Source organism: Flavobacterium sp. AC274, from assembly GCF_979258275.1.
Genome location: NZ_OZ409852.1, coordinates 3,585,118 through 3,611,275, shown reverse-complemented (window position 1 = coordinate 3,611,275; position 26,158 = coordinate 3,585,118). Strand labels below are relative to the sequence as shown.

Sequence of the window (26,158 nt, the reverse complement as noted above, 5' to 3'; positions counted from 1 at the left end):
ATATGGCGAATTGCGTTTTTATTCGTGATAATAAAACACATACGAGGAATACAAATCATCATTCCACCAGTCTTTTCTCACCTCCGAAAAGTAATTGTAATTCAGTTTTCCTGCCTGTGACTGCAGCGGATATACGACAACGCCATTTTCGCGGTACGCTTTATGCAGCTCAGTTTCGGGAACCACGGGAACAATGTGTCCGGAGAGACCTTTTTCTCTTCTCTTGGCGCAGATTATTCCAATTCCGCCATTGGCATTTACCTTATTCTGAATTTCATCAACAGTAGAAATTCTTTTCCATCCAAAATTTGGTCCCCATTCTAAAAACCAGTCGTGTATGGCACTGGAATAGATACGGTCTACGGTTTGTTCAAAAACAGCTTCTACATCTTGTCCTTGTATAATTTTTTCAAGGGATTCGGGAGTCCACCAAACGGTTGGAAGATATACTTTAGCAAAATAGCAATAATCATAAGAGTATACATTGCAATAGGTATCTTCTACAGTTCTTTGATATCTAAGACTGGTTTCAACGTCCAGTTTATCAATTATTCGGGCAATACTTTCTTTTTTACTCGCTGTATCTGTCAGGTCCCTGTAAGGAATGGTAGAATCCATTATCGGTTTTTCTTTCATTTCCATAGAATCCAGCCTCGATTGCAGATCTGGTAACAAATTGGCTTTCTTAATTTGAATATTCGATAGTGTATGATCATCTAAAGGTAACGATGCTACTGTTACAGTATGTTTTTTCATCTTGACTGCTTAAAATTAATTGACCTGACGCTGCTAAATTGATTAATTATACAGCGAAATTTGATTAGCCAGCGGGTAAATGTAAGGATTTTAAGTTGCTAAAGAGTTTTAGAAAAAGACAAATTACAGAAAATTGTGTGATTATTTTAATTGTTTTGCCCTTTTAAACACAAAAAAGCATACCATTTAGTACGCCTTTTGCTTTTGAAACTATGATAGATTTCGTTAATATTTGTCCTTTTTACTTCCTCTTGGTATTTTGGTTTGGATGTCCTGTTGATGATTGATGTAAATTCGTATCTTAGGTTGTCAGAGAATTTATTAGAATGCCTGTGTAAAGCTAATAGTTATCCGCGTACCATTTTCCTTGACATAATTCATATTATTAGACTGCCATTGGGAGATAACCGAATAATAATCTTTATTAAATAAATTTTCGACACCAAGGCGAATTGTACTTTTTTCTTTTAAAGTATAGCTTGAAGAAAGATTAAAAGCCGTGAAAGATTTTATTGGACCAGTTCCGTATGTGTAAGCGCCATTAACAGGCTCAAATCTGTCCCTGCCGTTTGTACTTGTCATTTGTAGAAATATTGACCAGTCTTCAAGTGGTCTAAAAACAGTATAAGCTGCTATTTTTGGCGGATTTATACGATCTCCTCCTAAATATACTTTTTTATCTGTTAGTTCGCGTTTTCCTTCCGTAAAGGAATAATTTGCTCCAATATCAATTTTTGGATGAAGACGATACTTTGCTGAGAGTTCAAAGCCATAAATTTTTTCAGGTGAGCGGGAAATCTGTGGATTACCATCAACATAAACATAAGACGCGCCTAATTTTGATGTACTGTAATAAAAAGCTCCTTCGTAAGAAAGTTTAGCCAGTGATCCGGAGAATCCAAATTCATAATTATTAGCCGTAACCGCTTTTATGGATGTATTGCTAACTGTATTTTCTTTGGCAGCGCGAAGTACCAGACCTAAATCAGCTACGCTGAAACTTTGAGAAAAACTAACAAAAGGTTTAAAAAGAGCCCATTTTGTATAACGCAGTCCGGCATTAAACATAAGGGCATCGAAATCCAATGCTCCGCCATTTACGGCAGTCCCGCCGCCTACATAAGTTCCATTTACATAATTACGAATACCAATAGTAGTGTAATCCGGTACATCGATATTTACATTCTCAAGCCTTAAACCTGTTTTTAATACCAAGTTCGGTCCAAACATGTTTTTAAGCTGAAAATAAGGTGCAATATTCGTCATATTCATTTCAGGAATTACCAGTCTTCCATCCGTAAGATGTGTATCTGTTATATCCGAAAGAATATCCAATCCATAAGTTAAATTACCTGATATAAGAGAACTGAATTCGTATGGTGTGTTTAAATTTAAGCGAAAACCCAGTTTCTTGCTTTGTGTTGCAGGCTGTCCGTTATTTTCAAAAAAGTCACTGTAGTTGATTAGTGTAAGATAGTCCTGAAAGTAAAGCGTTGCGTTAACATCCGTATTTCCAATTAAATTTTCACTAGTATAACTTAAACTTGCATTATGGTTATAAGGTGTTCCTTCAGGTTCCCCCGGGCGCTGTCCTCTAATTCCGGTAGTTGGCGAATCAAAATTACCGTAAATACCGGCTTTTGCTATATAATCGGTATGCTGTGTACTCTGAAAATAGTTATACATTAATTCCAGGCGGTTATTGGTATTGATATCATAACCAATTTTTGCAAAAGCATTCCAGTTTCTTAGATCATTCATTCCGTATTCCGGAGAAAGTACTCGTCCTTTCGAATCCCGATAAAGTCCCGTCTCTTCATAACGCCCACTGACTACGTAATCGAATTTCTTTATTTTTCCAGAAAAAAGCTGGGAAACAAAAAAACCGGCGGTTCCTTTAGGCTTTATAAGAGAGAAAGCTGTTCCTGCCTCTGTTGATCCGCTAATCGCTTTATCAGTATTGGCTTTTTTGGTAATATAATTAATCAAACCGCCGTCTGAACCATTACCATAAATAGCAGTTGCTCCCTTAATTACTTCTACACGCTCTAAAACAGTTGGATCAAGAGATCGCATGTCTTTGGCGCCATCTCTTAAAGGTGTACTTTGAGGAATACCGTCAATCATAACCAATACACGACGGCCTCTTAAAGTCTGTCCTAAATTCTGAGTTCTATTGGTAGTAAAACCAAGACCTGGTACGGATGCCCCCAGGATATCACTAAGATTAGAACTAATGCTTAATTGTTGCTGTATTTGTTTTTTGGATAATAAGGTAACTGAAGAAGGAACTTCATCTAAAACCTCTGCCTTCCTTGATGCGGAAACAACAATTTCCTGTAATTCATTATCAGCCGCTGGCTTATGAGTCAAAATACTATCCTGACTTTGTGGATCTGTTTTTTTATCTTTTTCGGTTTTAGTGTTTGATTTAGAAATTTGCTGTGCAGAGAGTGAACTTATAGTGAAGCACACCATTAAAAGTAGCGTATAAATTTTCATTGATATTATTTAGACTTAATTTAAATAGTTGCAAATATATAAAAATCAATGACAAAATCAATTGAATAATACATGCTTATTAAAGGGCGTTGGCGGGCTGGATTAAATTTTTGTTAAAAAAAACACTAACGCCGTAAATACAGAATTTCTTCAGATTTCATGTTGAACTTTGCCTTATTAATCTTTAACAGTAAGAACTTATTGTCTTAATTTAATCTGTTTTCTATGAGGAAAAACTACGTTTATTTTTTATTCAACAAGCGTAATTAGTAATTTCTAATCTTTTTAAAATGTTAAAAACCTTCCTCTTATTCCTTTTTGGTATGACTTCGATTTGTGCACAAAACACAATAAGTGATACAATTGCTGTACAAGATACCGTACCTAATTTAAAGTTTAATTACAAACAATTAATCATTCCCGGGGTTCTTTTGGGATATGGATTTATTGGTTTGGAAAGTGATCAGCTTAAGAGTTATAATTCAGAAATTAAGGAAGAAGTAAATGAGGATATTGATCATAAAGTTTCTATTGATGATTTTTCTCAGTGGGCACCCGCAGCTTCAGTTTATGCACTTAATGCTTTTGGCGTAAAAGGGAAAAATAACCTAAAAGACCGCTCTATTATTTTGGCCAGTTCTTATTTAATGATGAGCGCTTCGGTATTTGCCCTGAAAAACATTACTAAAGTTGAAAGACCAGATGGGTCTTCGAATAACTCATTTCCTTCTGGACATACAGCTACTGCTTTTGCGGGAGCCGAATTTATGTATCAGGAATATAAGGACCAATCAATTTGGTACGGAATTGCAGGATATGCAGTGGCAACAGGAACGGGACTTTTTAGAATGTATAATGACAGGCACTGGCTTACAGATGTTGTTGCTGGAGCAGGTATAGGAATATTAAGTACAAAAGCTGCTTATTGGATATATCCTTATCTGCAGAATAAGGTCTTTAAATCCTCAAAAGAAAATAAAACCACATCGATGATTATGCCTTTTTATAACGGAAAAGAATTGGGATGCAGTTTCGTAAGGCAATTTTAAAGCAGTATATAAATTAAGAATTACAAAAATTAATTTCCATAGACAGATTATGTAAGTCTCTCTATGGAATTTATGTTTTTTATAAATGAACAAGAACCTGCAAAGCGTTGGGAAGTATGCTTACTTTTATTTCATTTGTTTTTAAATTATACTGTTCTCCGTCAATTTGGGCATCAATGAAGATTTTGGACGGCATTTCGATTTGAATATCTTTTACTAAAAAGTGTCTTGCCTTTTCAAATTTTTCAATTGAATTTCGAAGCACATGATAACCCAGCATAATTTTTTCAGAAAAAGACAATTTCGGTATAATAATCATATCCAATAATCCGTCGTGAAGACTTGCTTTTGGAGTTAGGCTCATGTTATAACCCATTTCGTTTGAGTTAGATATGAATAACATCAAAGGATCTGTTTCCACAATCTGATCGTTAAAATGTACAATGGTTTTTTGCGGTTTAAATTCTAAGCTGGAAGATAATGCAGCCTTGATATAAGCGGGAAGTGTCCTTTTTCCTGCTCTCTCATATTTTTTTATAATCATGGCATCAATGCCAATACCCATATTGCTGAAAAAGTATTTGTGATTTAGCTGTCCCACATCCATCGCTGTTGCATTTCCTTTTTTAATGATAGCAATTGCTTTGTCAAAATTTCTGGGAATGTTTAAGTTTGAGGCCAGCCCGTTTCCTGAACCTACCGGAATAATTCCTAACTTAATTGAAGTTCCCACAAGGCATGAAGCTACTTCGTTGATGGTTCCGTCTCCGCCACAAGCAATTATATAATCGGGATTGTGTACAATAGCCGCTTTTGTGAGCACTATGGCATGCTTTTTTTGATTGGTATAATCAATTTCAATTTTATATTTTTCTTTCGGAAATTGACTTAAAAGATAGGAAGCAGAAAGGTTATGTTTTCCGCTTCCGGATATAGGATTGATTATAAAATGAATGTAAATCATTATTTTAAAAGTTTATTGGTAAAAAGAAAATCGGCAGTCTGGTACCATGAAATAGTTTCTTCTAAAAATGATTGATCGATAGTAAGAGCTTTAAGACTATTATCTTTTTTGTTCCATGAGTAAAAGGCTTGTTTCTTCTGATCTGATAAAATCATTACCTTTTCCTTTTTCATCAAAACCAATTTGCGATACGTTCCCATTAATGCTCTTTGTTCAAAATTGGCATCCAAAACATTTTTCCCAAAAAAATCAGATTCATAGTTCCAGTGAAACAAAGAAAAAAGAGTAGGCCATAGGTCGATTTGCGAACACTGTTTGGCTATTTTTTGATTCTGATTCTCTGGTAAATTCACAATGAAGGCCGGAATATGGTAATTGGCAACATCTATTTCATCTTTTCCGGCGCTGCTGGCGCAATGGTCTGCAATGATTACAAATACTGTGTTTTTAAACCAGGGTTTTGTTTTGGCTTTTTTGAATAATTCTTTCAAGGCAAAATCGGTGTATTTTACCGCTCCTTCACGGCTTGTTCCCGATGGAATATCAATTTTTCCCGAAGGATAAGTAAAAGGCCTGTGATTGGATGTTGTCATTACAAAATTAAAAAATGGCTTTCCGGCTTTGTATTGTAAATCTGCCACTTTTAGCATTTTATTGAAAATGTCCTGATCACAAATTCCCCACGCATTTTCAAAAGTAACTTCGTTATCATTTATATTATGGCGTACGGTTTTGATTTCGTCGCTCAAAACGCTTCCTCGTCCACGATCATAAATCGTAAATCCGTTGCCTCCAAAATAGGCATTCATATTATCAAAATAACCATCTCCGCCATAGAAAAAATTACAATCGTATTTTCGGGTTTTAAAAACATTAGAAACCGTATATAGATTTTGGTTATTAGGTCTTTTTACAATGCTCTGGCCCGGCGTGGGAGGAATACATAAGGTAACGGCCTCCATGCCTCGAACCGTTCTGGTTCCGGTGGCATATAAATCCTCAAAGAAGATACTTTTTTGGGCGAGACTGTCCAGAAATGGAGTTATGTTTTCCTTATTTCCAAACTCCTTAAGAAAACTTCCGCTAAGGCTTTCGACCAAAATAAAAACGACATTTTTGTTTTTAAGGGAAGTGGCACTGTCTGTTATTTTTCTATGAATAGAATAATCACTTTTAAAATAAACAGCATTATCAGCTGCCAGTTTCTTTCTTATAACACCAAAAGCTTTGTCGTTATGAATTGAAGTATAGAAGTCAACATATTTCATCTGGTTGTTTCTAAAAGCAGCAAAAAAGGAATAAATTCCTGATTTTGAAATTTCAGAATTATAGCGGTTTGAAGACCATTCCGCCTGGTTATTGCTAATAAAGAAACCAAAAAAATAGCCACAATAATGGATGAGGATAAAACTGAAAGTCTGGTTTTTAAAGTTGATTTTGAAGTAAAAGTTGTTGTAAAAGCTTTTTGCTGATAAAAAAGAAACAGAAATGCTGCACTTAGCAGTAAAACCCCGCCAATTAGCAAAGGAAGCGGATAAGATTGTTTGATATTGGCTACTACTTCATGCGTATAGATAAGATAATCAACGGCTATAAAATTAAATCTGGTTTTAAATTCATCCCAAAATGTCAATTCGGCAAAAAAAGTAAATACAAGAATAAAGACGGTGAGTGATGTGAAAAAATAAATAAGGACTTTATCTACAATAGATCCAATCCATTTATTGGGCATTAGACTATAATAAAATATACTGCAGAGTGAAATGAAAGTAACAGTACCAAAATCAAAAAACAAACCTGTAAAGAATGTTCTTAAAATGGAAATTAAATTCCACGAAACTTCGTCATATTGCCATATAAAAAAAGCAATTCTCAGCAACAGTGAAAGGATTAAAAACCAGATAATGAAATGAAACAACAGCGAATATCTGCCGTATTTTGAAGATAATTTATTCATATATTTTTAGTATTGAAAAGCAAATTTTATAATCCAATTCTGAATTTATTTTGAATTTTGGTTTTTATTGGGAAATCAGAATTTATAGCTGTAGCCAAAGCGAACTACTTGTGTCTCATAGTAATCCTTGCTGGTGTAGCGGAAACCTTCACCCTGAATTTCCTTTTTATTACCAGTGTATTGAAGATATCGGTGGCATTTATGAATACTTCGCCTTTTCCTTTCTGCACAGTCTTTTTTACGCCGAGATCTGTAGAAAAGCGAGAGTCAATTTTTCCCTGTGGAATAATGTCCGGTGCCAGATAAACCATAGCAACCTGTACGGAAAGTGTTTTGTTAAATTGAAAAGTATTATTCCATTTTACATTTCCCGAAGTTGCTTCCTGAAGACTTCCGCTATAAGTTGACGCAACTGGATATAAATTGGTAATCGTAAAAGCGTCTATTGTATTTTTATATAAATTTCCATTCAGATTAAAAGAATACCAAGAAGTGAGTTCTTTTGCGTAAACAAGCTCAATGCCAAAAGAAGAACTTTCCATGGCATTCTGAAACACATTATAAATGATAGGACTGCCGGGAACCGTTGTTGCAATTCGGGTAATTGTACCGTTTACAACTCTGTAATAGAGAGAACCTAAAAAATAGCCCTTCTTAAAATCGGTTTTATACCCCACTTCAAAAGCACTTGTGTACTGCGGACGAAGGGCAGGATTTCCTACTTTAATAATTTCAGCATCATCGTATTTAGGAAAAATACGAATATCGACTTCATTAGGCCTGTCAACACGGCGGTTGTAAAAAGCGGTAAATTTATTTTTATCATCTATTTTGTAAGCAAGCTTAACACTCGGAAAAGGTTCTGTATAATTATAACCGTCACTTTTATAAGTAGGGTGATTGGGGTTTACCTCATACTTTAGCTGTACATATTCATAACGCAGTCCCAACTCAGCTTCAATTCTTTCTGTTTCATAAATATAGTTTCCATAAACAGCAGGAATGATTTCTTTATAAGTGGCCCAGCCACCTGCATTGGCATCGATAGGGAGTTTTCGCCTGGAAAAACTGCATGTTGGTTGGAATTTCCCGATTTCTAAATTTAATTCCCGTTTCAAAACGACCGTATTTTAAAGGCTGAACATAATCTAAATTCAGATCGATTACTTTTTCATCTGAAAGTAATTTAAAGGCATCTTGTCCTGTAGAAGCTGGCAGAATATTATCAAAGAAATATTTTTCATCTTCCTGATGGTACGTGTAATTAATTCCCGCATTTAATTTTCGCCCAGCTTGTCTAAATTTATGCTGGTAAGAAGCGCTTGCCATCACGGTTGTCTTAAGCTCATCTTCTAAAAATTGCCATAAGCGCAAACGCTGAGAATAATCTTGGTTAAAAAAAGGCTCATCTCCGTGATCGATAATTTTTTCGCTTCCAAATAATCCGGAAAATGAAAAAGTGTTTTTGTCATTATAATTCCAGTCGATTCCGGTTTTAATAGTCGTAAAATGCGTGTCGCGATTTCGTTTGGTTTGCTGGTTAATTATGGTGCCATCATCATAGGTTCTGGTTACAAATTCATTTTTGTTTAGGGTTTCGGTATATAGGTAATCGGCTTGTAAATAAGTGTTTACTTTGTTTTTTCTGTAATTTAAAGAGAGGCTCGGATTGATTTTTGGCGTCATGTGATATTGATTGCGAATGGTGGGAAGATTCGCCTGACGCTCCCATAATGCGCCATAACCCGAACTGATTCCAATTTTACCATTTAAGCCTTCCTGTTTATTTTTTTTATAAATGATATTGATGATTCCGGCATTTCCGTTTGCATCATATTTAGAAGAAGGATTATTAATTATTTCAATTTTTTCGATGGCAGAAGCGGGAATATTATCCAGTCCTGACTGGTTTCCAAATCCTGTTAGCGCAGTTTGCTTCCCGTCAATTAAGATGGTGACTTTATCATTTCCTCTTAACTGAACTTTACCATTCTGAACCGTAACACCGGGCAAACTCTGCATCGACTGCAAAACTGAACCTCCGCTTTGCGTAATATTATCAGCGACTGCAAACACTTTTTTATCCATTGTAACAGGATTTTTTTGCATGTTGGAGCTTACCATTACTTCAGATAAAGTATTGATGTCTTCTTCAAGTTCGACAGTTCCAAGATCCAGATAATCAGAAAGACTGCCAACAAATACGGACTTTGATTTTGTTTTAAAACTAATTGAAGTTACTTCCAGCGTAAAATTTCCTGAATTTACTCCTGTTATGGTAAAGCGTCCATCTTCGCCGCTAACGGTTCCGAAGAAAATTTTAGAATCTTTTGAAGATTTTAAAACAACATTGGCATACGGTATTGCAACTTTGGATTTACTATTGGTAAGAATTCCCGAAAGAATTACTGTTTTTTTCTGGGCAGATAATTGCATTACGGCTATTAGCAGAAAAGAGAAGAGCAGTAGTGTTTTTGATTTCATTTGTACTATTAAAAAAAGAATAGTACAAAGCTCAAAAGTGATTCTGTAGGAAGTTTGAATTTTTAGAAAATCACCTCAAAAATATGCAGATTTTCAGTAAAAGAATAACGGATATCCCAATGGTTAATTTCGCAGATTTTTTTGATAATTGCCAGTCCCAGCCCATTTCCCTGAGATGACGGATTTACTTTTGAAAAACGGTTAAAGATACTCTGCGCTCCCAGCGGTGTTTCCTGACCAGTATTTACAAATTTAAGCGAGTTATTCTCTATTATAATATCTATTACACCATTTTTCACATTGTGACGAATGGCATTCAGGAATAAATTATTAAGCAGCACTTCTGTAAGTGCCGCATTTCCTTTTGTTGTAATGATATTTATAAAATGTGTATTGATTTTTATACTCTTGGATTGTGCCTGTTCGATAAAAAAGTCGAGGTGTTTATCAATATATTCGTTGAGAACAATAGTATCCTGTTCCAGATAACTTTCATTATCAATTTTAGAAAGTAAGAGCAGGTTTTTATTGAGTCTGTTCAGTCTTGAAACATCTTTATTGAGAGATCCCACCAACTCAGATTGTTCGCGGGTTAAGTCCAATTGCTGCAGCGTGTCAATTTTAGTCTGAAATAAAGCTAAAGGGGTCTGAAGTTCATGAGCTGCATTTTCTACAAATTCTCTTTGACTTTTATAAATAATAATGTTTTTTTCTATTAAGCGCTCCAGACTTTTATTAAGCCTGTCAAATTCATCAATATCTGTTGCAATAAATTGTGGCGAATTGTTTTTATCAATTTCAAACTCCTCAATCTGGCTCAGTGTATTATAGAAAGGTTTCCAGATTTGTGCAGCCGATTTTTTGGATATCCAGATAATCCCTGTCAGCAGGATAATGATGATAAAAAGGAACATGAACGCAACGCTAATGACCATTCCTTCCATTTCTACCAGATTACGCTTTTCTATATAAGTATACTTTTTTCCGTTTATTTCTACCGGGGCATAAAGTATGCGAAAAGGCTCTTTTTCATTGGCTATGGCTTCAAAAATCATCTCACCAACGATGGAATCTTTGGTTACGCCCATATCGGGCACAATAGTAACATTGTGATTGTATTTGTTCCATGCCGCAATGTCAGCAGCTTTATAATTGCTATGGCTCTCATTTACAAAAGCCCCTTTATGAAAAAGCAGTACTTCATCTGTTTCATAAATGTAGAGCCATTGGCAGGTATAATAAAATACCGGTGCTGCTATTAAAAGTATAACAACAGCATAAATAAGAAAACTGTTGGTTGTTTTAAGAAGTAGTTTTTTATTGCTCATTTTCCCATTTGTATCCTAAGCCGTATACTGTTTTTATATAATCTCCGCTGCCGGCCTGAGTTAGTTTCTTTTTAAGATTTTTGATATGGGCATATATAAAATCATGATTGTCCAGCATATCTGCCATATCACCGGAAAGATGTTCTGCAATGGCAGATTTTGATAATACTTTATTTTCGTTGCCAATTAAAAACAAAAGTAAATCTAATTCTTTTTTGGTAAGATCCAGTTTTATATCATTTACAGCTACTGTTTTGGAGAAAATATCGACCGCAATTTCATTAAAGACAACACTATTACTTCCTTTAAAATTTTTACGACGTATAAGCGCCTGCATGCGAACCAATAATTCAGCCAGATGAAAAGGTTTAGTCAAATAATCGTCAGCGCCCAGATTAAATCCCTCCAAACGCGTTTCAAGGTTTTCTTTTGCTGAGATAATAATTACGCCTTCGGTTTTATTTTTAGCTTTTAACTCTTTTAAAATATCAAATCCATCACCATCCGGCAGCATAAGATCCAATAAGATACAGTCATAATCATAACTGTCTATTTTGGTGAGTGCCAAATTATAGTTTTCGGCGGTTTCGCATTGAATGCCGTTTGTTTTAAAGTAGTCTTTGATGCTTTGCGCAATTTCGCGCTCATCTTCAATAATCAAAATTTTCATGCTGCAATTTACAAATGAATTCTGAAGAAAAACTGAATAAAAGGGTTCTTAATTAAAATTTAATAATCCTAAAATGTTTTAAAATAGCAGATTGTAAAATTCTTACCATCGTATGAAGGGGCTATAAAAGATGTCGATTTATTTTGTTCACCATGAAATAATTTTCTTGAAATATAGGGATTCATCCAGTAGGCAATTTTGGTACTCAGAATTCCAATTCCTGCACCTGCGGCTACATCTGTAAGCCAGTGCCTGTTGTTGTACATTCTAAATATTCCAGTACCTGCAGCCACCGCATACCCCGCCACGCCGTACCATATGGATTTGTCTTTATATTCCTGATATAAAAATTCAGCGCCCGCAAAAGCGATAGCAGTATGGCCAGAAGGAAATGAATTGTTGGAAGATCCATCCGGGCGTTCTACATTAGTAATCGACTTCAAAGCAAAAACAGTTCCCACGGTTATAATAGTTGAAGTCGCCAGAATTACAGATCGGTCCCGCATATTATTTTTTCCCTTGACCCCAAACGCATTAAGCGCATAAACAGAAACAGCAGGAACATATCTTGAAAAATCATCTATTGTAACCTTTTGATCAATGTCCTCTGTAAATTCGTCACGGATTTGAAAGTTGAAACTTTTTATCTGGCCGCTTTCAGCTCCCCAAAAACCATATCCTATTAAAACTCCCGGAATGATAAGCTGTTTGTAATTAAACCTGATATTTTTAACGGTATCATTTATTATAGAATCCATTGGAGAGGCATTTTGCCCTAAAGTAGAGTAGGATAAAAACTGTAAAATAACAAGGATAATTATTTTTCTCATCAAATGATTGGTTTGTTGTTGCTAATATACATTGATCAGTCTTTATTAAAGGTATTATTATTTTTAAGTCAATACCAAAATATAAGGTAGAAATTTAATTATAATATTACACGTAAGATTATTTCATTAAATAAGTATAATATTTACCCGAAAACATTAAAAAGAAAAGATCAGAATTAAAGTACTGCCAATAGTCTCTAACCGCAATCGTAGAGATTTTGGCAAATTGAAGTTTCATTTTTTACGAAGAAATTATGATTTTATTTTGGATGTCCCATTGGGGATTGATAAAACTCATAAGATCGCTTCATGCTTCGAACTCAATTTGACAGTTATTGATTTATTGTGTTTTCTGTTTTTAAAATCCCCTAGTGCCACGATTCTGCAATAAAGCTTATATGACTGAGATATCTTTAAAAATCGCCTTTATGTTTTGTGGTAAAATTTGAGGCAACTCCAGTAATGCGAGAAATTATTTAAGTAACAATAGTTTAATATTCTCTAAAACTAGTTTAGGCTCGTCAAGTTGGATAAAATGCCCAGAATTTACTGTGGTAATATGTGTAAAATCAGTTACTCCGGCCTTTAGAGATTGGTGGGCATCATACCATTGTTGTTTTGATGCGGCATCATTTTGGGCATCAATTTTCATACTTGTCAGTATAATGGTTGGAACATCAGGTAAATTAGGCAAAACTTCCATATATTTAAAATCTTCAATTAATTGCAGAGTTTCAAGTGCTATGCCTGAATTTGCGCCATAAGTAATTTTATAATTATTATAAAATGTATTTAGTTCGTCTTGCGAAATATGATTTTTTTTCGTGAGAAGAATCAACGAATAATAATCCTGCAACTTTTGCAGGATTTTTTATTGCATAATCTCTAATAATCATTCCTCCTAGTGAATGACCTACAAGTACTACTTTTCTGCCTTTTGCAAATTGATCAATAACTGTTTCAAGCTCACTTCTTAATTTATTAATATCTCTGGGCTCAGTATTGAATTCTGATTTCCCATAACCGGCTCTATCGTATAGTAAAACGTCAGAATCTAAAAAATCAGCGATAGATAAAATCTCAGAAGATTTTCCGCTGCTGTACCAGGACGTGTGATCATTACCATGCCCGGATTCAAAAACAACCAGATATTTTGAGTTTTTAGCTACTGTATAGGCCATGAGTTTATGAGTTCCTAAATTCACTGTAGTTCCCGGATATTCGGCAGTACTATTTTTATCATCATCGGAACAAGAAGTAAAAATAAGAGCAGAAATAGTGAGTATAAAAGTACATAATAATGTAACGTTTGTGGTTTTGTTTGGATTTAATTTCCGGGATGCTTTTGTAAAAATCATGTGTGTATTTTTTAGTAAATAGAACACAAATATTGCTATAATTTAGCCATTATAGGTTCTGATTTATGAATCAGAACCTATTTAAAATAAGCTGCAAAGCCACTAACACAGAAAAAAAATAATAATAGTGTAAAAGAGTTTATATTAAAAGGTTAGATTTTTTAAATTCAGACGGGGTCTGATTGGTACTTTTCTTAAAAGTAGTATTAAAGACCGTTTTAGAATTGAATCCAACTTCAAAAGCAATTCCCATTAAACTTAAATACTGCATACCGGGATCCTGAATCATTTTTTTTGCTTCTTCGATTCTGTACCTATTGATAAATTGATAAAAATTTTCGTCACAGCCATTATTGATGACATAAGAAAGCAGATGAGATGAAATATCCAATTGAGAAGCTAATTTAAATAAACTCAATTCAGGATTCAAAAAAGGTTTTTCATTGTCCATTATGTGAATTAGAGCAGATTTTATTTCTTGTAAATCCTTATCAGAGATCAGTTTTTTGGGTTTGCCTTCTAAGCCAGAACTCTCAGAAATAATGGTGTCGATTTGCTCTTTTTCCTGTTTATTAAGTGGATAATATTTTTTTTGTTTTAAAGAAAAATAGGAAATATAAAAAATCCCGAAAAGATAGATAGCACTAGCGATAATGTCAAAAAAAGCATAGATTTTTGCTAGTTTAAAAACATTATCAATTAACCACACCCCAGTTATGATTAATACACAAACTACTACTTTTTGTAGCCATTTTAAATTGGTTTCCGATGTGTTTGAAGTGTACAGAAGTAAATTCTTTTGATAAACTGTGATTTCTCTATAAGCAGCAATACAATAAGCAGCAACTTGACAAGAGAAGACTAAATTAAAAACAGTAATAATTATAGCGGCATTTTCTTTATCCTCTGCTCTAGGAGGATCTTTTATCTCTATTAGGAGCGAAATTGAAAGCAGTACTAAAATTATAAAAGCAAATACAAAATGAAAAAGATCTCTTATTTGCCATTTTCTATTAGGCGTAATAAAATAAATTACACTAAAATAGAAAACCGGAGCTACGATAAAATCCACTATGCCCAAGAAATCATTTGTAATCCTTCTTATTTTTAGAAACTCCGTTTTTTCTAACAGATCATTAAACTGAATAAGGAAAATGCATAAAATAAAAAAACAAACCATCGATTAACTTTACTGTTTGTCTGATTGATATTTGCAAAGATTAAAAATGCCAGCAGTAAAGTAGTTCCTGCAACAAAAAAGCTCATTAGTTGGTCCATATAAAGCATTTTTTAGCCTAGTATAGGTTTCGATTGTTTTTCTAAAAAGGATAAAATTACTAAATAAATGCAGATTCTAAAATTATCATTTTTTAATTTTTCCTCACTATCTGGGAAGTAATTGGCTCTCCTCTCTCTGTAAAAACATCGTCGGCATAGTAGTTTTGAAATTGCATAGGGAGACCAACACCAGTTGTAAGAGATGAAGTTGTCTGCAGATGATAATGCAGATGCGGCCCTGTAGAATAACCGCTGTTTCCAGCCAGACCAACCTGCTGACCTCTCTCTACCGTATCTCCGACCGCTACTATTATAGAATTCTTTTTTAAATGAAGCATAAAGGAAAACTCCCCATTCAAATGATTAATAATAATATAATTCCCTAACGATTGCTTACTGTTTTTAATTCCGGGAACATTATCCTCAATTGCGTTTTCCATCGCTATTATCTTTCCGTCTCCAGGCGCATTCAAACGTTTCCCAAAACAATAATAATCTTCATTTTTGGTTCCGTCTCCTGTATTCCCTCTTCTGTTTATTATATGAACAATGTCCAGTGCATATCTCTGGTGCCGGTTAGGCATAAAATGATGATTTAATTCTAGAGATTTCCCTCCTGCGACTATATACCAGTCGTCTTCAAAAGGCAATTCTAATACTGTTTTTGTCTTGTAATTTAAATAGATGTCTTCATCGTATTTTCCTTCATCACCCATAAGCATGTCTGCACAGGAGGTAAATAAAACCATAAAGATAATTGCAAAAAAGCATCCCAAAGATTTGATTTGTTTCATAATTAAAATTTATAGTTAATACCCAGATTAAATTGATGCTGCAGTTCTCTGTATGCACTTGGCACCTGAAGCCTCGCATAATTAAAATTATAGACTGCTTTTACATCAAAATGATTAGAAAGCTTATAACCATACTCCAATTCCCATAAAACACTTTGATAGTTGTCTATGGTATAAAACTTACCTTCTGCGTTGGTAACTCTAAGTAACACTACAGGAAGAGTTAATTTTGATGATAAATATTGTTTTTCACTAGATTGGTATCTAAATCTACCCGTTATTCCAAATTCCTGATGTAGCGTATAATAATCCTCATTATTAAAAGAAGAAGTGTTTGGATTGCTATAAATAGAAGTATTGGTCTGTGATTGAAGTCCTCCATATATAACAAATCGATCTTTATCATAAATCTTTTTGAGATAAGAAAAACCCAACCCGACTTTCGCAAAATCATTATTGAGATTGGAAAGTTTATCGGTTTTTAGTTCAGATGAAAGATAATCCACCTTAATTTCAAATAGATTTTCTTTTTTACTAGTATGTGTATAATTTAATTTATACACCGAGCCTTCATACTCATACATTGACACTGGCGCAAACTCGAGGTTTTTCAAATAGCCAAAATTATAGCCTGTCGAAAATTCCAGCTGGTTCTTTTTTCGGTAGTTTGTGCTTGGACCGAGACTGCAGACAAAATCGCAGTCGTAAAAATGAGTCGATTTAATTTCATATAAATTGCAATGATTAAGTTGATTATGATGGCAAACCTAAATGAAATAAAAACCGATAAAGTCCAAATATATTAAGACTGGAGAAATCCGAACTTATTTATTGGTATTCCGAAAACTGTTTGGTGTCATACCTGTAGATTTTTTGAAGGCATTGTGAAATGTTGTCTTCGAAGTGAATCCAGATTCTAATCCTATTGCCAGTAAGCTGTAGTTTTCATAGTCTGAATCCAGAATCATTTCTTTCACGGCTTCGACCCGATAGTTATTTATATAATTTGCAAAGTTATCTCCCGTAATCATATTAATGAGTTGCGAAACATATCCTGCACTTATTCCGAGCTGTTCTGCTACTTTTTCTCTGTTTAGATTGCTATCTTTATAAATTTGATGCTCTTCGCAAAGTATTTCCAGCCTCTTAAAATAAGGGTTTTCTTTTGTAAAGAGATCTAAACCATTTGTATCATTTCCTTTTTTAAGGATTACTTCTTCGACAGATATTTCATCTTCTGACAAAGTCTTTTTATTTAACAGTTCTTCTATTCCTGCTTTATTGTCGGCCAGCCTGTATCTAAACACACCATAATAAGCTGTGCAATGAATTAAAAATGTAGCAAACAATGCCAGAATCTGCATAACATACGAAAGATCATATTCAAAAAGCAAGCCTGTCAGAATAGCCACCATCCAGGAAAGCATTAATACATAAACCAAAAACCATAAAAAAGTGATCCATTTCTTTTCCTGTTTATCTTTTGAAAATTTAATAAATCCGAAGGTATAAACAGCCATAAAGGGCATAAATACCAGAACAAGATAAAAATCAAAACTTCCAATAGTTTCTAAAATGCTTTTAAGAAAATGCGGAATTGTAAAAATATGCGCTACAGCATCGCAGTCATAAAAAACATTTGTAATGGCTGAATATAGAAACGGTGCATACAACCATCGAATCTTTTTTGAATTTCTGATGGGATGATTCAACTGATGTATAACAAACATAAAAATTAAAACGGGAAAGAGAAATGCCCATTCGACATCATCAAGAAAATGCAGGAAAGGTATACTGCTGTAAAGATCAATTATTTCAAAGACGAGGTTAGCAATAAGAATAGAAAGCGTAAATATTGCATAAGCCAAATATTTATTGGCTTTGCTTTTGAATAATGGTGATTTTAAGATTATTGCTCCTAAAACTATTCCTTGAAAAATTGCTGTGTTAAAAAATATTGTAAAGATCAATCTATATAGCTGTTGTTTAAATATACTGATGCCATAATGCTTCCAGTACAAAATTATTTTTAGTCTATTGCCTACATTTTATTTCACGAAACTATACTTAATTCATTTCATTTTATGTTAAAGGAAATACAATTAAAACTAAATAAAAAAACAATTAATAAGATCCAGAATTACAAATTATGAAGTCGCGATTCTTTAATTATTTTAGTTATGGAAAAACCAATTTTTTGATTCAATCGAGCAACCATTATATTTTAAAAATGAGAGCAGGAAATTCAAATAATTATGAAATATTAAATCATTTAAAAATGAGATTTCATTTTCTGAAATTGAACAGTAACTAGAAAAAATAGGATATTATAAAGTCATAGTTTCTCTTCATTCTTAGTGTTCGAATCCTGTTAAGTTATCGAACGATAAATCAACTATTTGTGTTATTTTTCATATAAATATATACACTGATGCAGTTGACTCTTAGTATTATTTTAGAGAAAGAAATAAAGGCAAAAAATAATTCAAAGTTATCGTATTTAGTAGAAGGGGTAAAAAAATGGAGCCAATTGTCAGCGATCAAAGTCTATAACAAGCGTTCGTTTTCAAAGATTAAAATTCGACGGTGTAAATATTTCAACAATATTGTAGAACAGGACCATGGATTTGAAAAATGGAGAATACAAAACGGGTTAGGCTTTAAAAGCTTTGAATCGGCCAGACAAACATTGAGTGGAATTGAAGTTATGCATATGCTTATAAAGAATCAGATGGTCAAACCAGGGATATCTATGTTTAAATCAATCTACAAATTTTCGGGCTAAATTTTAAATTACTTAAATTCTTATATTTGATTCTGACAGATGCGACAGAACCCCAATAATATATCATACATCAAATTTTGTAAAACTATGCTTTAAAAATTAATTCTGTCATTTGATGTTAACAATAAATGGTCAATTCTACTGATTTTTATAAAAAAAGATGGCGTCATTTTTCTTTGGTTGACGCCATCTTTTACTCATCGAGTATTATAATTGAATAAGAAATAAAGATCTTACTTAATGTTCAGAAGCAGATTGAATTTTATGTACAGCAGTATCATTTAGAAGGGCAAATATGAATCCAAAGATTAGTGGTACTGCTAATTCTAAAAGTGGCAAAAGTTCAATTTTAGGGTGAATACCAAAAAACACGATAAGTCCAAGAAACCAGGCAGGGATAGTACTTAAGCTTTTTATTTTTGAAATGTATGCCAATGAACCAATGAAAATAAATATGGATAAAGGCAGGCCAAATGCACCAAGATAGCCACCAAAAAACATTCCGGTTAATTGGATCATAGCGCCCATTACAATTCCTAAAATAATTTGAATAAAAGCAAAGGTTGAGTTTTTGATATTTCTGCCAAAAATGTAATAACTCACCCAGGCAATAAACATAACCCAAGTTGGCCATTGTGCCGCGAACGATATGGAAACAGCAACTGCTCCAAAAAGGCCAAAAATGATGGCGGTCTGAAAAGTTTTCATGAGTATTTATATTTTTAATTGATTAAACTAATTAGTATGTCTGGGAGTTATGCCATTCCGCCATTAACTCCAATGTTTTGAGCTGTAATCCATTTAGCATCGTCGCTGGCTAAAAAAGCAACTGTCTGTGCAATATCTTCCGGTTCTCCAAGGCGATTAAAAGCAGAAAGTGAGGCCAATCTATCTATAACTTCCTGTGGTTTTCCGTTTGTAAAGAGCTCTGTATTTGTTGGACCGGGAGAGATAGAGTTAATGTTGATTCCTCTTGCGCCAACTTCTTTAGCCATTACTCGGGTTAATTGTTCTACAGCAGCTTTTGTAGCGACATAAGTGCTGTATGTAGGCAACATGATTCTATTTACAGAAGTAGAAAAATTGATAATACTTCCATTATCCGCCAATCTTGTGGCAGCTTCTCTAAGGGTGTTGAAAGTTCCTCTTACATTGATATCAAATTGTCTTGTAAAATCTTCGTCTGTTGTGTCTTTTACCAATTTTGTAATCATAATACCGGCATTGTTTACCAATACATCAATTTTACCGTAATGAGAAATGGCTAAGTCAAACATTGCTTTTACTTCGTTTGATTTACTAACGTCTGCCTGAACAGCAATAGCATCGCCTCCGGCATTTTTAATTGCATTCACAGTTTCTTCTGCAGCTTGCAGGCTGCCGGAATAATTAACGATAATTTTTGCGCCTCTTTCGGCTAAATTTTTAGCTACTGCTGCACCAATTCCTCTGGAAGCTCCTGTTACCAGAATTACTTTGTTGTTTAAATTTTTCATAATTATCTTTTTTAATTTATTATTTGTTGTTTTAATCTGTTGATACAAAGATTGCTATTCTTTTATTTTTAAAAATGCAAATCCTAAAGGATTGCGTATACATTTTAAAGATTGCTTCTACGGTTTATTCTAAAAAAAGAAAACCTTAATAATTTGCCTGTCCTATATCTAGTCTTGTAATTTTTCCCTCTTTATTGATTTGAAATTTGAAATAAGTTTTAAAATTACCCCACACATCACTATGAAATTTTCCGTAAATGTCAAGTGAATTATTCTCTGTTTTGTCGATCGAAGTAAATTGTTCATGTCCTAATGCTCTTCCAAAAAAACTTTTAAAATTCTTTTTATTCCCATCATCATACAGTTGGGCATCTTCAGTAAATAATGAAAACCATGTAATTTCATCGGCATTTTGCAAAGCCTCAATGGCTTTTTTTACCGTTTGATTTTTTATTTTATCTAAATTCACTTTCTCTAATTTATTTGAGGCATGCCCGCAGGTGAGGCAAGTAAAAAGCAGCCCCATTATTAATGTTTTCATAGACGGTTTGATTTTAGTTTGTAGCCCCACCATTTACCAATAAGTGTTGTCCGCTTACAAAAGAAGATAAATCACTTGCAAAAAATTCAGCCACATTTGCTACATCTTCCACTTCTGCCAATCGTCTCATCGGGCAGCTGTCTAACAGCTGTTTTCTTAGTTCCGGATAGCTGTCTGCTTCTGCAAATATTCCAGAGTGATCTACAGCAAATGGGATAATTGAATTCACGGTTACACCTCTGTGTCCTATTTCCTTAGATAAAATATCGACTAAATATCTTGGTGTAGTTTTACTTCCTCCGTAAACAGCCATTCCGGGAACAGGGAAAGAAGTAGTACTCGAAGCGATGTAAATAATTCTGCCGTTATCTTCAACATGTTTCGCAGCCTGCTGAAGCGTAAAATAAGTTCCTTTGGTATTAATAGAAAATACTTTATCAAATTGTTCTTCTGTGAATTCAGTAACAGGAACTTCTACCATTTCGATTCCTGCATTGGCTACTACAATATCAATTTTTCCAAATGCTGCTTTTGCCTCTGCAAACAATCTTTCCAAATCGGCCACTTTGCTCACATCAGCCTGAACAGCGATTGCTTTTACCCCCATTGCTTTAATAGTACTTAAAACCGCATCTGCCGAAGTTTTGTCTTTGGAATAATTAATTACGATGTCTGCACCCATTGCTGCATATCTTTCTGCAATTGCTTTTCCTAATCCTCTAACCGAACCTGTAATTACCGCTACTTTGTTGTTTAATTTTTTCATGATTTTAATTTTTTAAATGATTTTAAAATGTTGTTTTAATTTGACAGGACAAATGTATGGCGGTGGTAAGCGTTGAATATTGTAAGAAATAAAGCATTGTATGCAAATTTTAAATATTTAAAATTTGCAGCTGAAGTTTTTCCAGAAATGGCTTGGGTATTAATAAAAAAGCCTGCAAAATTTGAATTTGCAGGCGTGATAATTTTTAGCGAGTGGTTTGTTCCTTTCGATAGAGTACAGGAGAGGAATTGGTATGTTTTTTAAAATAATTGCTAAAATGTGCCGCTTCTGAAAAACCTAGCAAGAAAGCAATTTCTTTAATTGAGATTGTTGAATTTTGTAATAAAGATTTGGCTTCCGATATTGTTTTATCGGCAATCCAAGTGGCGATAGGTTTTCCTGTTTTGCTTTTTATTACCGTGCTCAAATAATTGGGATGCAGATTTTGGACATTGGCATAATCCTGCACTCTAAAAACAGTCTGAGTTTTACCGCTGCTTAAATCGCGATAATGCTGTTCTAATGTGCGCTTAAAATCTTTTACAATCTGTGAGGATCGATTACCTTCATATATAGGATTATAATCTTCCCAAAAATATTCCTTTATCTTTATTAATAACACCACAAACAAGCTGCCTATTATTTTGTATTTGTATCTGGAATTGTTTAAATATTCCTTATGAATTTGAAGATAGAGTTGTTCAATTTGCTGATAAAACACTGCATTCAATATTTTAGGCTGTACCGTTTCGGTCAATAAAAACGAAAACTCATTAAAAACATCCTGATGTACATTTTCTTTCAGAAATGTTTCATCAAAACAAATTAGATAAATTTCATCAATTGTGTTCCATTCAAAGGTTCTGTAATTACTTGGGTTTGTAAAATAAATAGATCCGGGTTCTGTCAGGAAAGTTTGATTGTCAATGGTGTATTGTCCGGAACCTTTTTTTACAAATAGAAACGAAAAATAGTTGGGTCGAAATGGAGGCGATTTATAAGGGAGCTCAAAACCGACATCGTTTAAATTAACTACAGCGAAGCCGGCTTTAGGGTCAAGCATATCTACCGATACACCTAATTCGATGTACAAATCATATAATGATCTCGTGGCGGTATCTTTTTCACTCATTGTAGATTGGAATGGATTAATACAAATCTACTAAATTTGAGCTTTAAGAAATTATGTGATTCATTTTATTTCATTTAGAAAATTAAGTTAGAGAAAAAGTTTATTATTATTTTTTATACCAGTGTAATTTGTTCTTTAGAATTGGAGTAAATTTTCATCTCTTTCCAATTATAAATCTTAATTTTTTCTGTCTGATTTAAAGAAGCATTATTCATTGCTTTTGCAATTTCTTTTCCGTCGATTTCTTTGTAATCAGTCTGTCGGCCAATAAAAACAGGATGAATAAGTTTCCATATTTTCATTCCAATTTTTTCGAACGGACGTTTATCTTTTCGATTTCCAACAATCATTGTAGGTCTGAAAATATGGGTGAATTCAAAATCTAATGCAATAATGTCTCTTTCTGTTTCTCCTTTTGTTTTTACATACTTGAATTTTGAATTTGGATTTGCTCCGGCTGCTGTTACCAGAAAAACAGATTTTGCTCCATTTTTTTCAATATTTTTGCTGCTATAACAGGATAATCATGATCAATTTGATAAAATTCAACTGAGTTTTGTTTGCTGTTTTGAATGGCACCAAGCGCAATAAAAACAATATCAGCACTAATTTTTTCAATTAACCCAGGCATAGAATTAAAGTCTCCTACTAAAATTCTCAACTTGGGGTGGGTAGTATTTAATGGTTTCCTTACAACAATAGTTACTTCTTCGTAAATTGGATTGTCTAATAATTCCAAAAGTAATTCAGAACCAACAAAGCCACTAGGTCCAAATAATATCGCTTTTTTCATTTTATTGTTTTCTAAAATTGACATTATTTTGTTGTAAAGTGAAGTTGAAGAATATTTTGTGCAATTAGTTTGTTTTCTTTTACTTCAAGAATTTTATCAGCGGGGATTTGACTAACAAGAAGTGCTCCCGATGCTGTTAAAATTGGAAGATAGTTGATGTAAAATTCGTCTGCATGCCCTTCTTTAAGAAAAGATTGATAGGTATAGGCACCCCCGGCAACAAATATTTTTGAATATCCTTTTGTTTTATAAAATTCCATAACCGCATCTATATTCTTTAAAACGGTAACACCTTCTAGTTCTTCTTTGCAATTTGCCGAAAGTACTACAATTTCTACTCCTTTAAAGGCTTCAAGAGCATTAGGGTTACTGGAAAAGAGGCGGTATGTATTTAATCCGATCACCATATTTCCTGTTTGGTGTGCTAAACCTATACAGTCCTGGAATAACTCGACTGGTATTTGATAATTGCCTTCGCTTGTCAGTAAAATTAGTCCATTAGCTGAAACGGCTACATAAATAATTGTTTTCATTGTTCATATATTTTTAAGCAAAATTACTTCGCATTAAAAGCATAAAATTGTACACAATGGACATTGAAAAATTAAATGGAACACAGCGGGCCAAAATATTTAGCTCTTAAACCGGATAGTTTTTTAAATTCTCTTGCAAAATGAGCCTGATCGTAATAACCAGATTGATAGCCAACATGTGTTAACGAAGGAGTGGTTTCTTTTATAATCAATTGCCTGGCTAATTCAAATCGGGCTAAACGCCTGTAGGTTTGAATATTAACTCCTATTATCTGTTTAAACATTCGGGATAAATGACGATAGCTTATCTCTGTTCCTAATGCTATTTTATATTCAGGATCTGCTTGAATAGTTGCTGCAAGTTTTGCAAAACAAAAAATTTGTTCGGTAGTATTATTAAGTAAACCGGTAAAAAAAGTATCTAGTAAATTTTGTCTTTCTTTTGTATTTTTTGTCAGTTGAAGCGCTGTGGCAAGTGAGTCAACAGACTCTCCAAATACATCTTTTGCATCAATAATAGTATTAGTCAGAAAAGAAGTCTGTGTAGTATTTAAAATAGAGAAAACGGCAGGACAACAATGAACTATAATAGTATCAATATCATTTTCATCAGGTTGTATTGTATGAATACTATCATGTAATCCTACTATAGCAACAATAGGGCTTAATTTGTCATTTAATTTTGTTTTTTTGAAATTAAATATAAAGGAAGCATTAGCACTTGGCCATAAATTTTTTTGCAGTATTTTTTCACTTGAAGAAGAAAAATGAATGTATTGATGAATGTAGAGCAGCAGTACATCTCTTTCCGGGGTATTTATTTCATAGTGGTATTGCATTGTACTTTCTGATTCTTTCACAAGATTTATGGACAACTGGTAATTTGATATTTAAGGTAAGGCTTTAGGAAGATAGAATTTCCAAAAAGAATAACAAATTTACGAATTTATCTTGCGATATAACCATAATTAATAAACAGAAGATTTATTGCGATGTAAAAAAATGGAATAAATAGAATTTGAATTTGATCGTAAGTAGTTTCCCATGAGTTTTAGGGATTGTGAATATTTTTAGTTTTAAAACTTTACTATTTTAAGAGTTTCATAAGATTACAGAAAGGTCAAATAGCAAGAAAAACGCATAAAAAAATCCCATTTCATAAGAAATGGGATTTTAATTTTGTGACCTCGACTGGACAAATTTCTATAAATTTTATGGATGATTTGAAGAAATTGGCTTACTACTGGTAGGGCATGACTTTCAGCGGCTTGAGCAATTTGGTTTGGATGTCCTGTTGGGGATTGATGTAAATATTGATTTGACTGCAAGAAAAAGTTATAATAATCTATTTTAAAGTAGAACAAACTTCCTTAACTTTATGTGGCAAATTTGAAGGCCACTCCATTTGCGATTTGCCACGATTTTTGCCACAAAAATAAAATCGTTTAGAATTTAAATCTTAACAAACTTAAATGCTTTTTTATAAATCAATATTTTTGACGTAGTTTTATACCGTGATTTGTCTAATCCTTTCGCATGCGAAAAAATAAAAATAAGATACCTGTTAATACTATGGATAATACCTTCAGGTTAGGTATTTCAATTGATAAAAACAGTATTAAAAAGTCTGATTTTAAAACTTCGAATCAGGAAGAAGAGGCAACTCAGGCGCATCGGGATGAAGGATACACATTTCATATCCTTGAACAAGGCGAGGTTACAATTGAAATCGATTTTCAAACCTATTGTATTTCGTCTCCGGCAGTAGTATACCTTCATCCAGATCAGGTACATAAAATGCTGGATATTGATGATATTATTGTGTGTACAATGTCTATTAGCAATGCAAACCTAAATGAAGGATACCTAAAGATATTAGAAGATCTTAGCCCGACCGCTCCATTATCCTTAAGCCGCGAAGATTCCTTAACCATATCGAGCATCTTTTTGCTTTGTCTTAAGTTTTACAGACAAAAGGAGAATAAAATGTATTTTCCACTATTAAAAGACAGTTGTAATACATTGATTGGTTTTTTACTATCACAATTTTTAATTATAAAAAAGTTAGAAGATAATTTTTCAAGATTTGATAAAGTGGCCAAAACTTTCAGAAAATTGCTTGAAAAAATTACTGTACTTTAA

General features: G+C 33.5%; 27 protein-coding genes and 1 pseudogene. 3 read left to right on the top strand and 25 right to left on the bottom strand.

All coding sequences use genetic code 11. From position 1 onward, the window contains the following. Positions 1-18: 18 nt before the first annotated feature. Positions 19-756 (bottom strand): hypothetical protein, encoded by a 738-nt coding sequence (locus ACZZZT_RS16140; RefSeq protein ID WP_463461130.1) that lies wholly within the window; start codon positions 754-756, stop codon positions 19-21. Between the two features lie 321 nt (positions 757-1,077). Then, a complete protein-coding gene (locus tag ACZZZT_RS16135; RefSeq protein ID WP_463461129.1) occupies positions 1,078-3,258 on the bottom strand; it encodes a TonB-dependent receptor in 2,181 nt (726 codons plus the stop codon). A 290-nt stretch (positions 3,259-3,548) separates the two neighbouring features. Here ACZZZT_RS16135 and ACZZZT_RS16130 point away from each other — a divergent pair, with 290 nt between their 5' ends. Further along, positions 3,549-4,307, top strand: a complete 759-nt coding sequence (locus ACZZZT_RS16130; protein WP_082037006.1) for a phosphatase PAP2 family protein — start codon at positions 3,549-3,551, stop codon at positions 4,305-4,307. A gap of 79 nt (positions 4,308-4,386) precedes the next feature. Here ACZZZT_RS16130 and ACZZZT_RS16125 read toward each other — a convergent pair whose 3' ends face one another. From ACZZZT_RS16125 to ACZZZT_RS16060, 14 genes are all read right to left on the bottom strand, one after another. Further along, positions 4,387-5,271, bottom strand: coding sequence for a diacylglycerol/lipid kinase family protein (locus ACZZZT_RS16125; protein ID WP_463461128.1), 885 nt, complete (start codon positions 5,269-5,271; stop codon positions 4,387-4,389). Next, a complete protein-coding gene (locus tag ACZZZT_RS16120) occupies positions 5,271-6,539 on the bottom strand; it encodes an LTA synthase family protein (RefSeq protein ID WP_463461127.1) in 1,269 nt (422 codons plus the stop codon). Before ACZZZT_RS16120 ends, ACZZZT_RS16125 begins: the two co-directional genes overlap by 1 nt. Next, entirely contained in the window at positions 6,536-7,228 is a 693-nt protein-coding gene (locus ACZZZT_RS16115; protein WP_463461126.1) for a hypothetical protein, read from the bottom strand. The genes ACZZZT_RS16120 and ACZZZT_RS16115 overlap by 4 nt, the downstream gene beginning before the upstream one ends. A gap of 104 nt (positions 7,229-7,332) precedes the next feature. Next, positions 7,333-8,346: an outer membrane beta-barrel family protein gene (locus ACZZZT_RS16110; protein ID WP_463461125.1), complete on the bottom strand. Its 1,014-nt coding sequence runs from the start codon at positions 8,344-8,346 to the stop codon at positions 7,333-7,335. Further along, complete coding sequence (locus ACZZZT_RS16105; protein WP_463461124.1) at positions 8,240-9,712, bottom strand: TonB-dependent receptor; 1,473 nt, start codon at positions 9,710-9,712, stop codon at positions 8,240-8,242. Before ACZZZT_RS16105 ends, ACZZZT_RS16110 begins: the two co-directional genes overlap by 107 nt. Positions 9,713-9,774: 62 nt before the next feature. Beyond that, complete coding sequence (locus tag ACZZZT_RS16100; protein ID WP_463461123.1) at positions 9,775-11,040, bottom strand: sensor histidine kinase; 1,266 nt, start codon at positions 11,038-11,040, stop codon at positions 9,775-9,777. Next, positions 11,030-11,710, bottom strand: coding sequence for a response regulator transcription factor (locus ACZZZT_RS16095; RefSeq protein ID WP_042567096.1), 681 nt, complete (start codon positions 11,708-11,710; stop codon positions 11,030-11,032). The genes ACZZZT_RS16100 and ACZZZT_RS16095 overlap by 11 nt, the downstream gene beginning before the upstream one ends. Before the next feature lie 68 nt (positions 11,711-11,778). Next, positions 11,779-12,540, bottom strand: a complete 762-nt coding sequence (locus tag ACZZZT_RS16090) for a phosphatase PAP2 family protein (RefSeq protein ID WP_463461122.1) — start codon at positions 12,538-12,540, stop codon at positions 11,779-11,781. Positions 12,541-13,012: 472 nt separating this feature from the next. Then, complete coding sequence (locus tag ACZZZT_RS16085; RefSeq protein ID WP_463461121.1) at positions 13,013-13,243, bottom strand: hypothetical protein; 231 nt, start codon at positions 13,241-13,243, stop codon at positions 13,013-13,015. Between the two features lie 76 nt (positions 13,244-13,319). After that, positions 13,320-13,898: an alpha/beta fold hydrolase gene (locus ACZZZT_RS16080; RefSeq protein ID WP_463461120.1), complete on the bottom strand. Its 579-nt coding sequence runs from the start codon at positions 13,896-13,898 to the stop codon at positions 13,320-13,322. A gap of 139 nt (positions 13,899-14,037) precedes the next feature. Beyond that, positions 14,038-14,970: a helix-turn-helix domain-containing protein gene (locus tag ACZZZT_RS16075; RefSeq protein ID WP_463462449.1), complete on the bottom strand. Its 933-nt coding sequence runs from the start codon at positions 14,968-14,970 to the stop codon at positions 14,038-14,040. 298 nt (positions 14,971-15,268) lie between these two features. Beyond that, on the bottom strand, positions 15,269-15,925 hold the full coding sequence (locus tag ACZZZT_RS16070) for a M23 family metallopeptidase (RefSeq protein WP_463461119.1): 657 nt from the start codon (positions 15,923-15,925) through the stop codon (positions 15,269-15,271). 47 nt (positions 15,926-15,972) lie between these two features. Then, positions 15,973-16,584, bottom strand: a complete 612-nt coding sequence (locus tag ACZZZT_RS16065) for a hypothetical protein (protein WP_463461118.1) — start codon at positions 16,582-16,584, stop codon at positions 15,973-15,975. A 210-nt stretch (positions 16,585-16,794) separates the two neighbouring features. Then, a complete protein-coding gene (locus ACZZZT_RS16060; RefSeq protein WP_463461117.1) occupies positions 16,795-17,940 on the bottom strand; it encodes a helix-turn-helix domain-containing protein in 1,146 nt (381 codons plus the stop codon). A gap of 461 nt (positions 17,941-18,401) precedes the next feature. Between ACZZZT_RS16060 and ACZZZT_RS16055 the strand changes: the two are divergent. Beyond that, a pseudogene (locus tag ACZZZT_RS16055) lies at positions 18,402-18,704 on the top strand (DDE-type integrase/transposase/recombinase); the annotation flags it as partial. 288 nt (positions 18,705-18,992) lie between these two features. Here the strand turns inward: ACZZZT_RS16055 and ACZZZT_RS16050 are convergent. The 9 genes from ACZZZT_RS16050 to ACZZZT_RS16010 all read right to left on the bottom strand — a co-directional run bounded on the left by ACZZZT_RS16050 (position 18,993) and on the right by ACZZZT_RS16010 (position 24,876). Continuing rightward, positions 18,993-19,463 carry a DUF1097 domain-containing protein gene (locus ACZZZT_RS16050; RefSeq protein WP_463461116.1) on the bottom strand — a complete coding sequence of 157 codons (471 nt, stop codon included), beginning with the start codon at positions 19,461-19,463 and terminating at the stop codon, positions 18,993-18,995. 47 nt (positions 19,464-19,510) lie between these two features. Further along, positions 19,511-20,251: an SDR family oxidoreductase gene (locus ACZZZT_RS16045; RefSeq protein ID WP_463461115.1), complete on the bottom strand. Its 741-nt coding sequence runs from the start codon at positions 20,249-20,251 to the stop codon at positions 19,511-19,513. 145 nt (positions 20,252-20,396) lie between these two features. Beyond that, the gene (locus ACZZZT_RS16040) at positions 20,397-20,792 is read right to left on the bottom strand and encodes a hypothetical protein (protein WP_463461114.1); all 396 of its coding nucleotides are present in this window, start codon (positions 20,790-20,792) and stop codon (positions 20,397-20,399) included. A 13-nt stretch (positions 20,793-20,805) separates the two neighbouring features. Beyond that, on the bottom strand, positions 20,806-21,558 hold the full coding sequence (locus ACZZZT_RS16035) for an SDR family oxidoreductase (RefSeq protein ID WP_073394115.1): 753 nt from the start codon (positions 21,556-21,558) through the stop codon (positions 20,806-20,808). A gap of 205 nt (positions 21,559-21,763) precedes the next feature. Beyond that, positions 21,764-22,690, bottom strand: coding sequence for an AraC family transcriptional regulator (locus ACZZZT_RS16030; protein WP_463461113.1), 927 nt, complete (start codon positions 22,688-22,690; stop codon positions 21,764-21,766). A 113-nt stretch (positions 22,691-22,803) separates the two neighbouring features. Then, positions 22,804-22,992: a hypothetical protein gene (locus ACZZZT_RS16025; protein WP_463461112.1), complete on the bottom strand. Its 189-nt coding sequence runs from the start codon at positions 22,990-22,992 to the stop codon at positions 22,804-22,806. Between the two features lie 161 nt (positions 22,993-23,153). After that, the gene (locus ACZZZT_RS16020) at positions 23,154-23,483 is read right to left on the bottom strand and encodes an NAD-dependent epimerase/dehydratase family protein (RefSeq protein WP_463461111.1); all 330 of its coding nucleotides are present in this window, start codon (positions 23,481-23,483) and stop codon (positions 23,154-23,156) included. 23 nt (positions 23,484-23,506) lie between these two features. Continuing rightward, positions 23,507-24,016, bottom strand: a complete 510-nt coding sequence (locus ACZZZT_RS16015; RefSeq protein ID WP_463461110.1) for a dihydrofolate reductase family protein — start codon at positions 24,014-24,016, stop codon at positions 23,507-23,509. A gap of 71 nt (positions 24,017-24,087) precedes the next feature. Continuing rightward, entirely contained in the window at positions 24,088-24,876 is a 789-nt protein-coding gene (locus ACZZZT_RS16010) for a helix-turn-helix domain-containing protein (protein ID WP_463461109.1), read from the bottom strand. 676 nt (positions 24,877-25,552) lie between these two features. Here ACZZZT_RS16010 and ACZZZT_RS16005 point away from each other — a divergent pair. Further along, on the top strand, positions 25,553-26,158 hold the full coding sequence (locus tag ACZZZT_RS16005; protein ID WP_463461108.1) for an AraC family ligand binding domain-containing protein: 606 nt from the start codon (positions 25,553-25,555) through the stop codon (positions 26,156-26,158).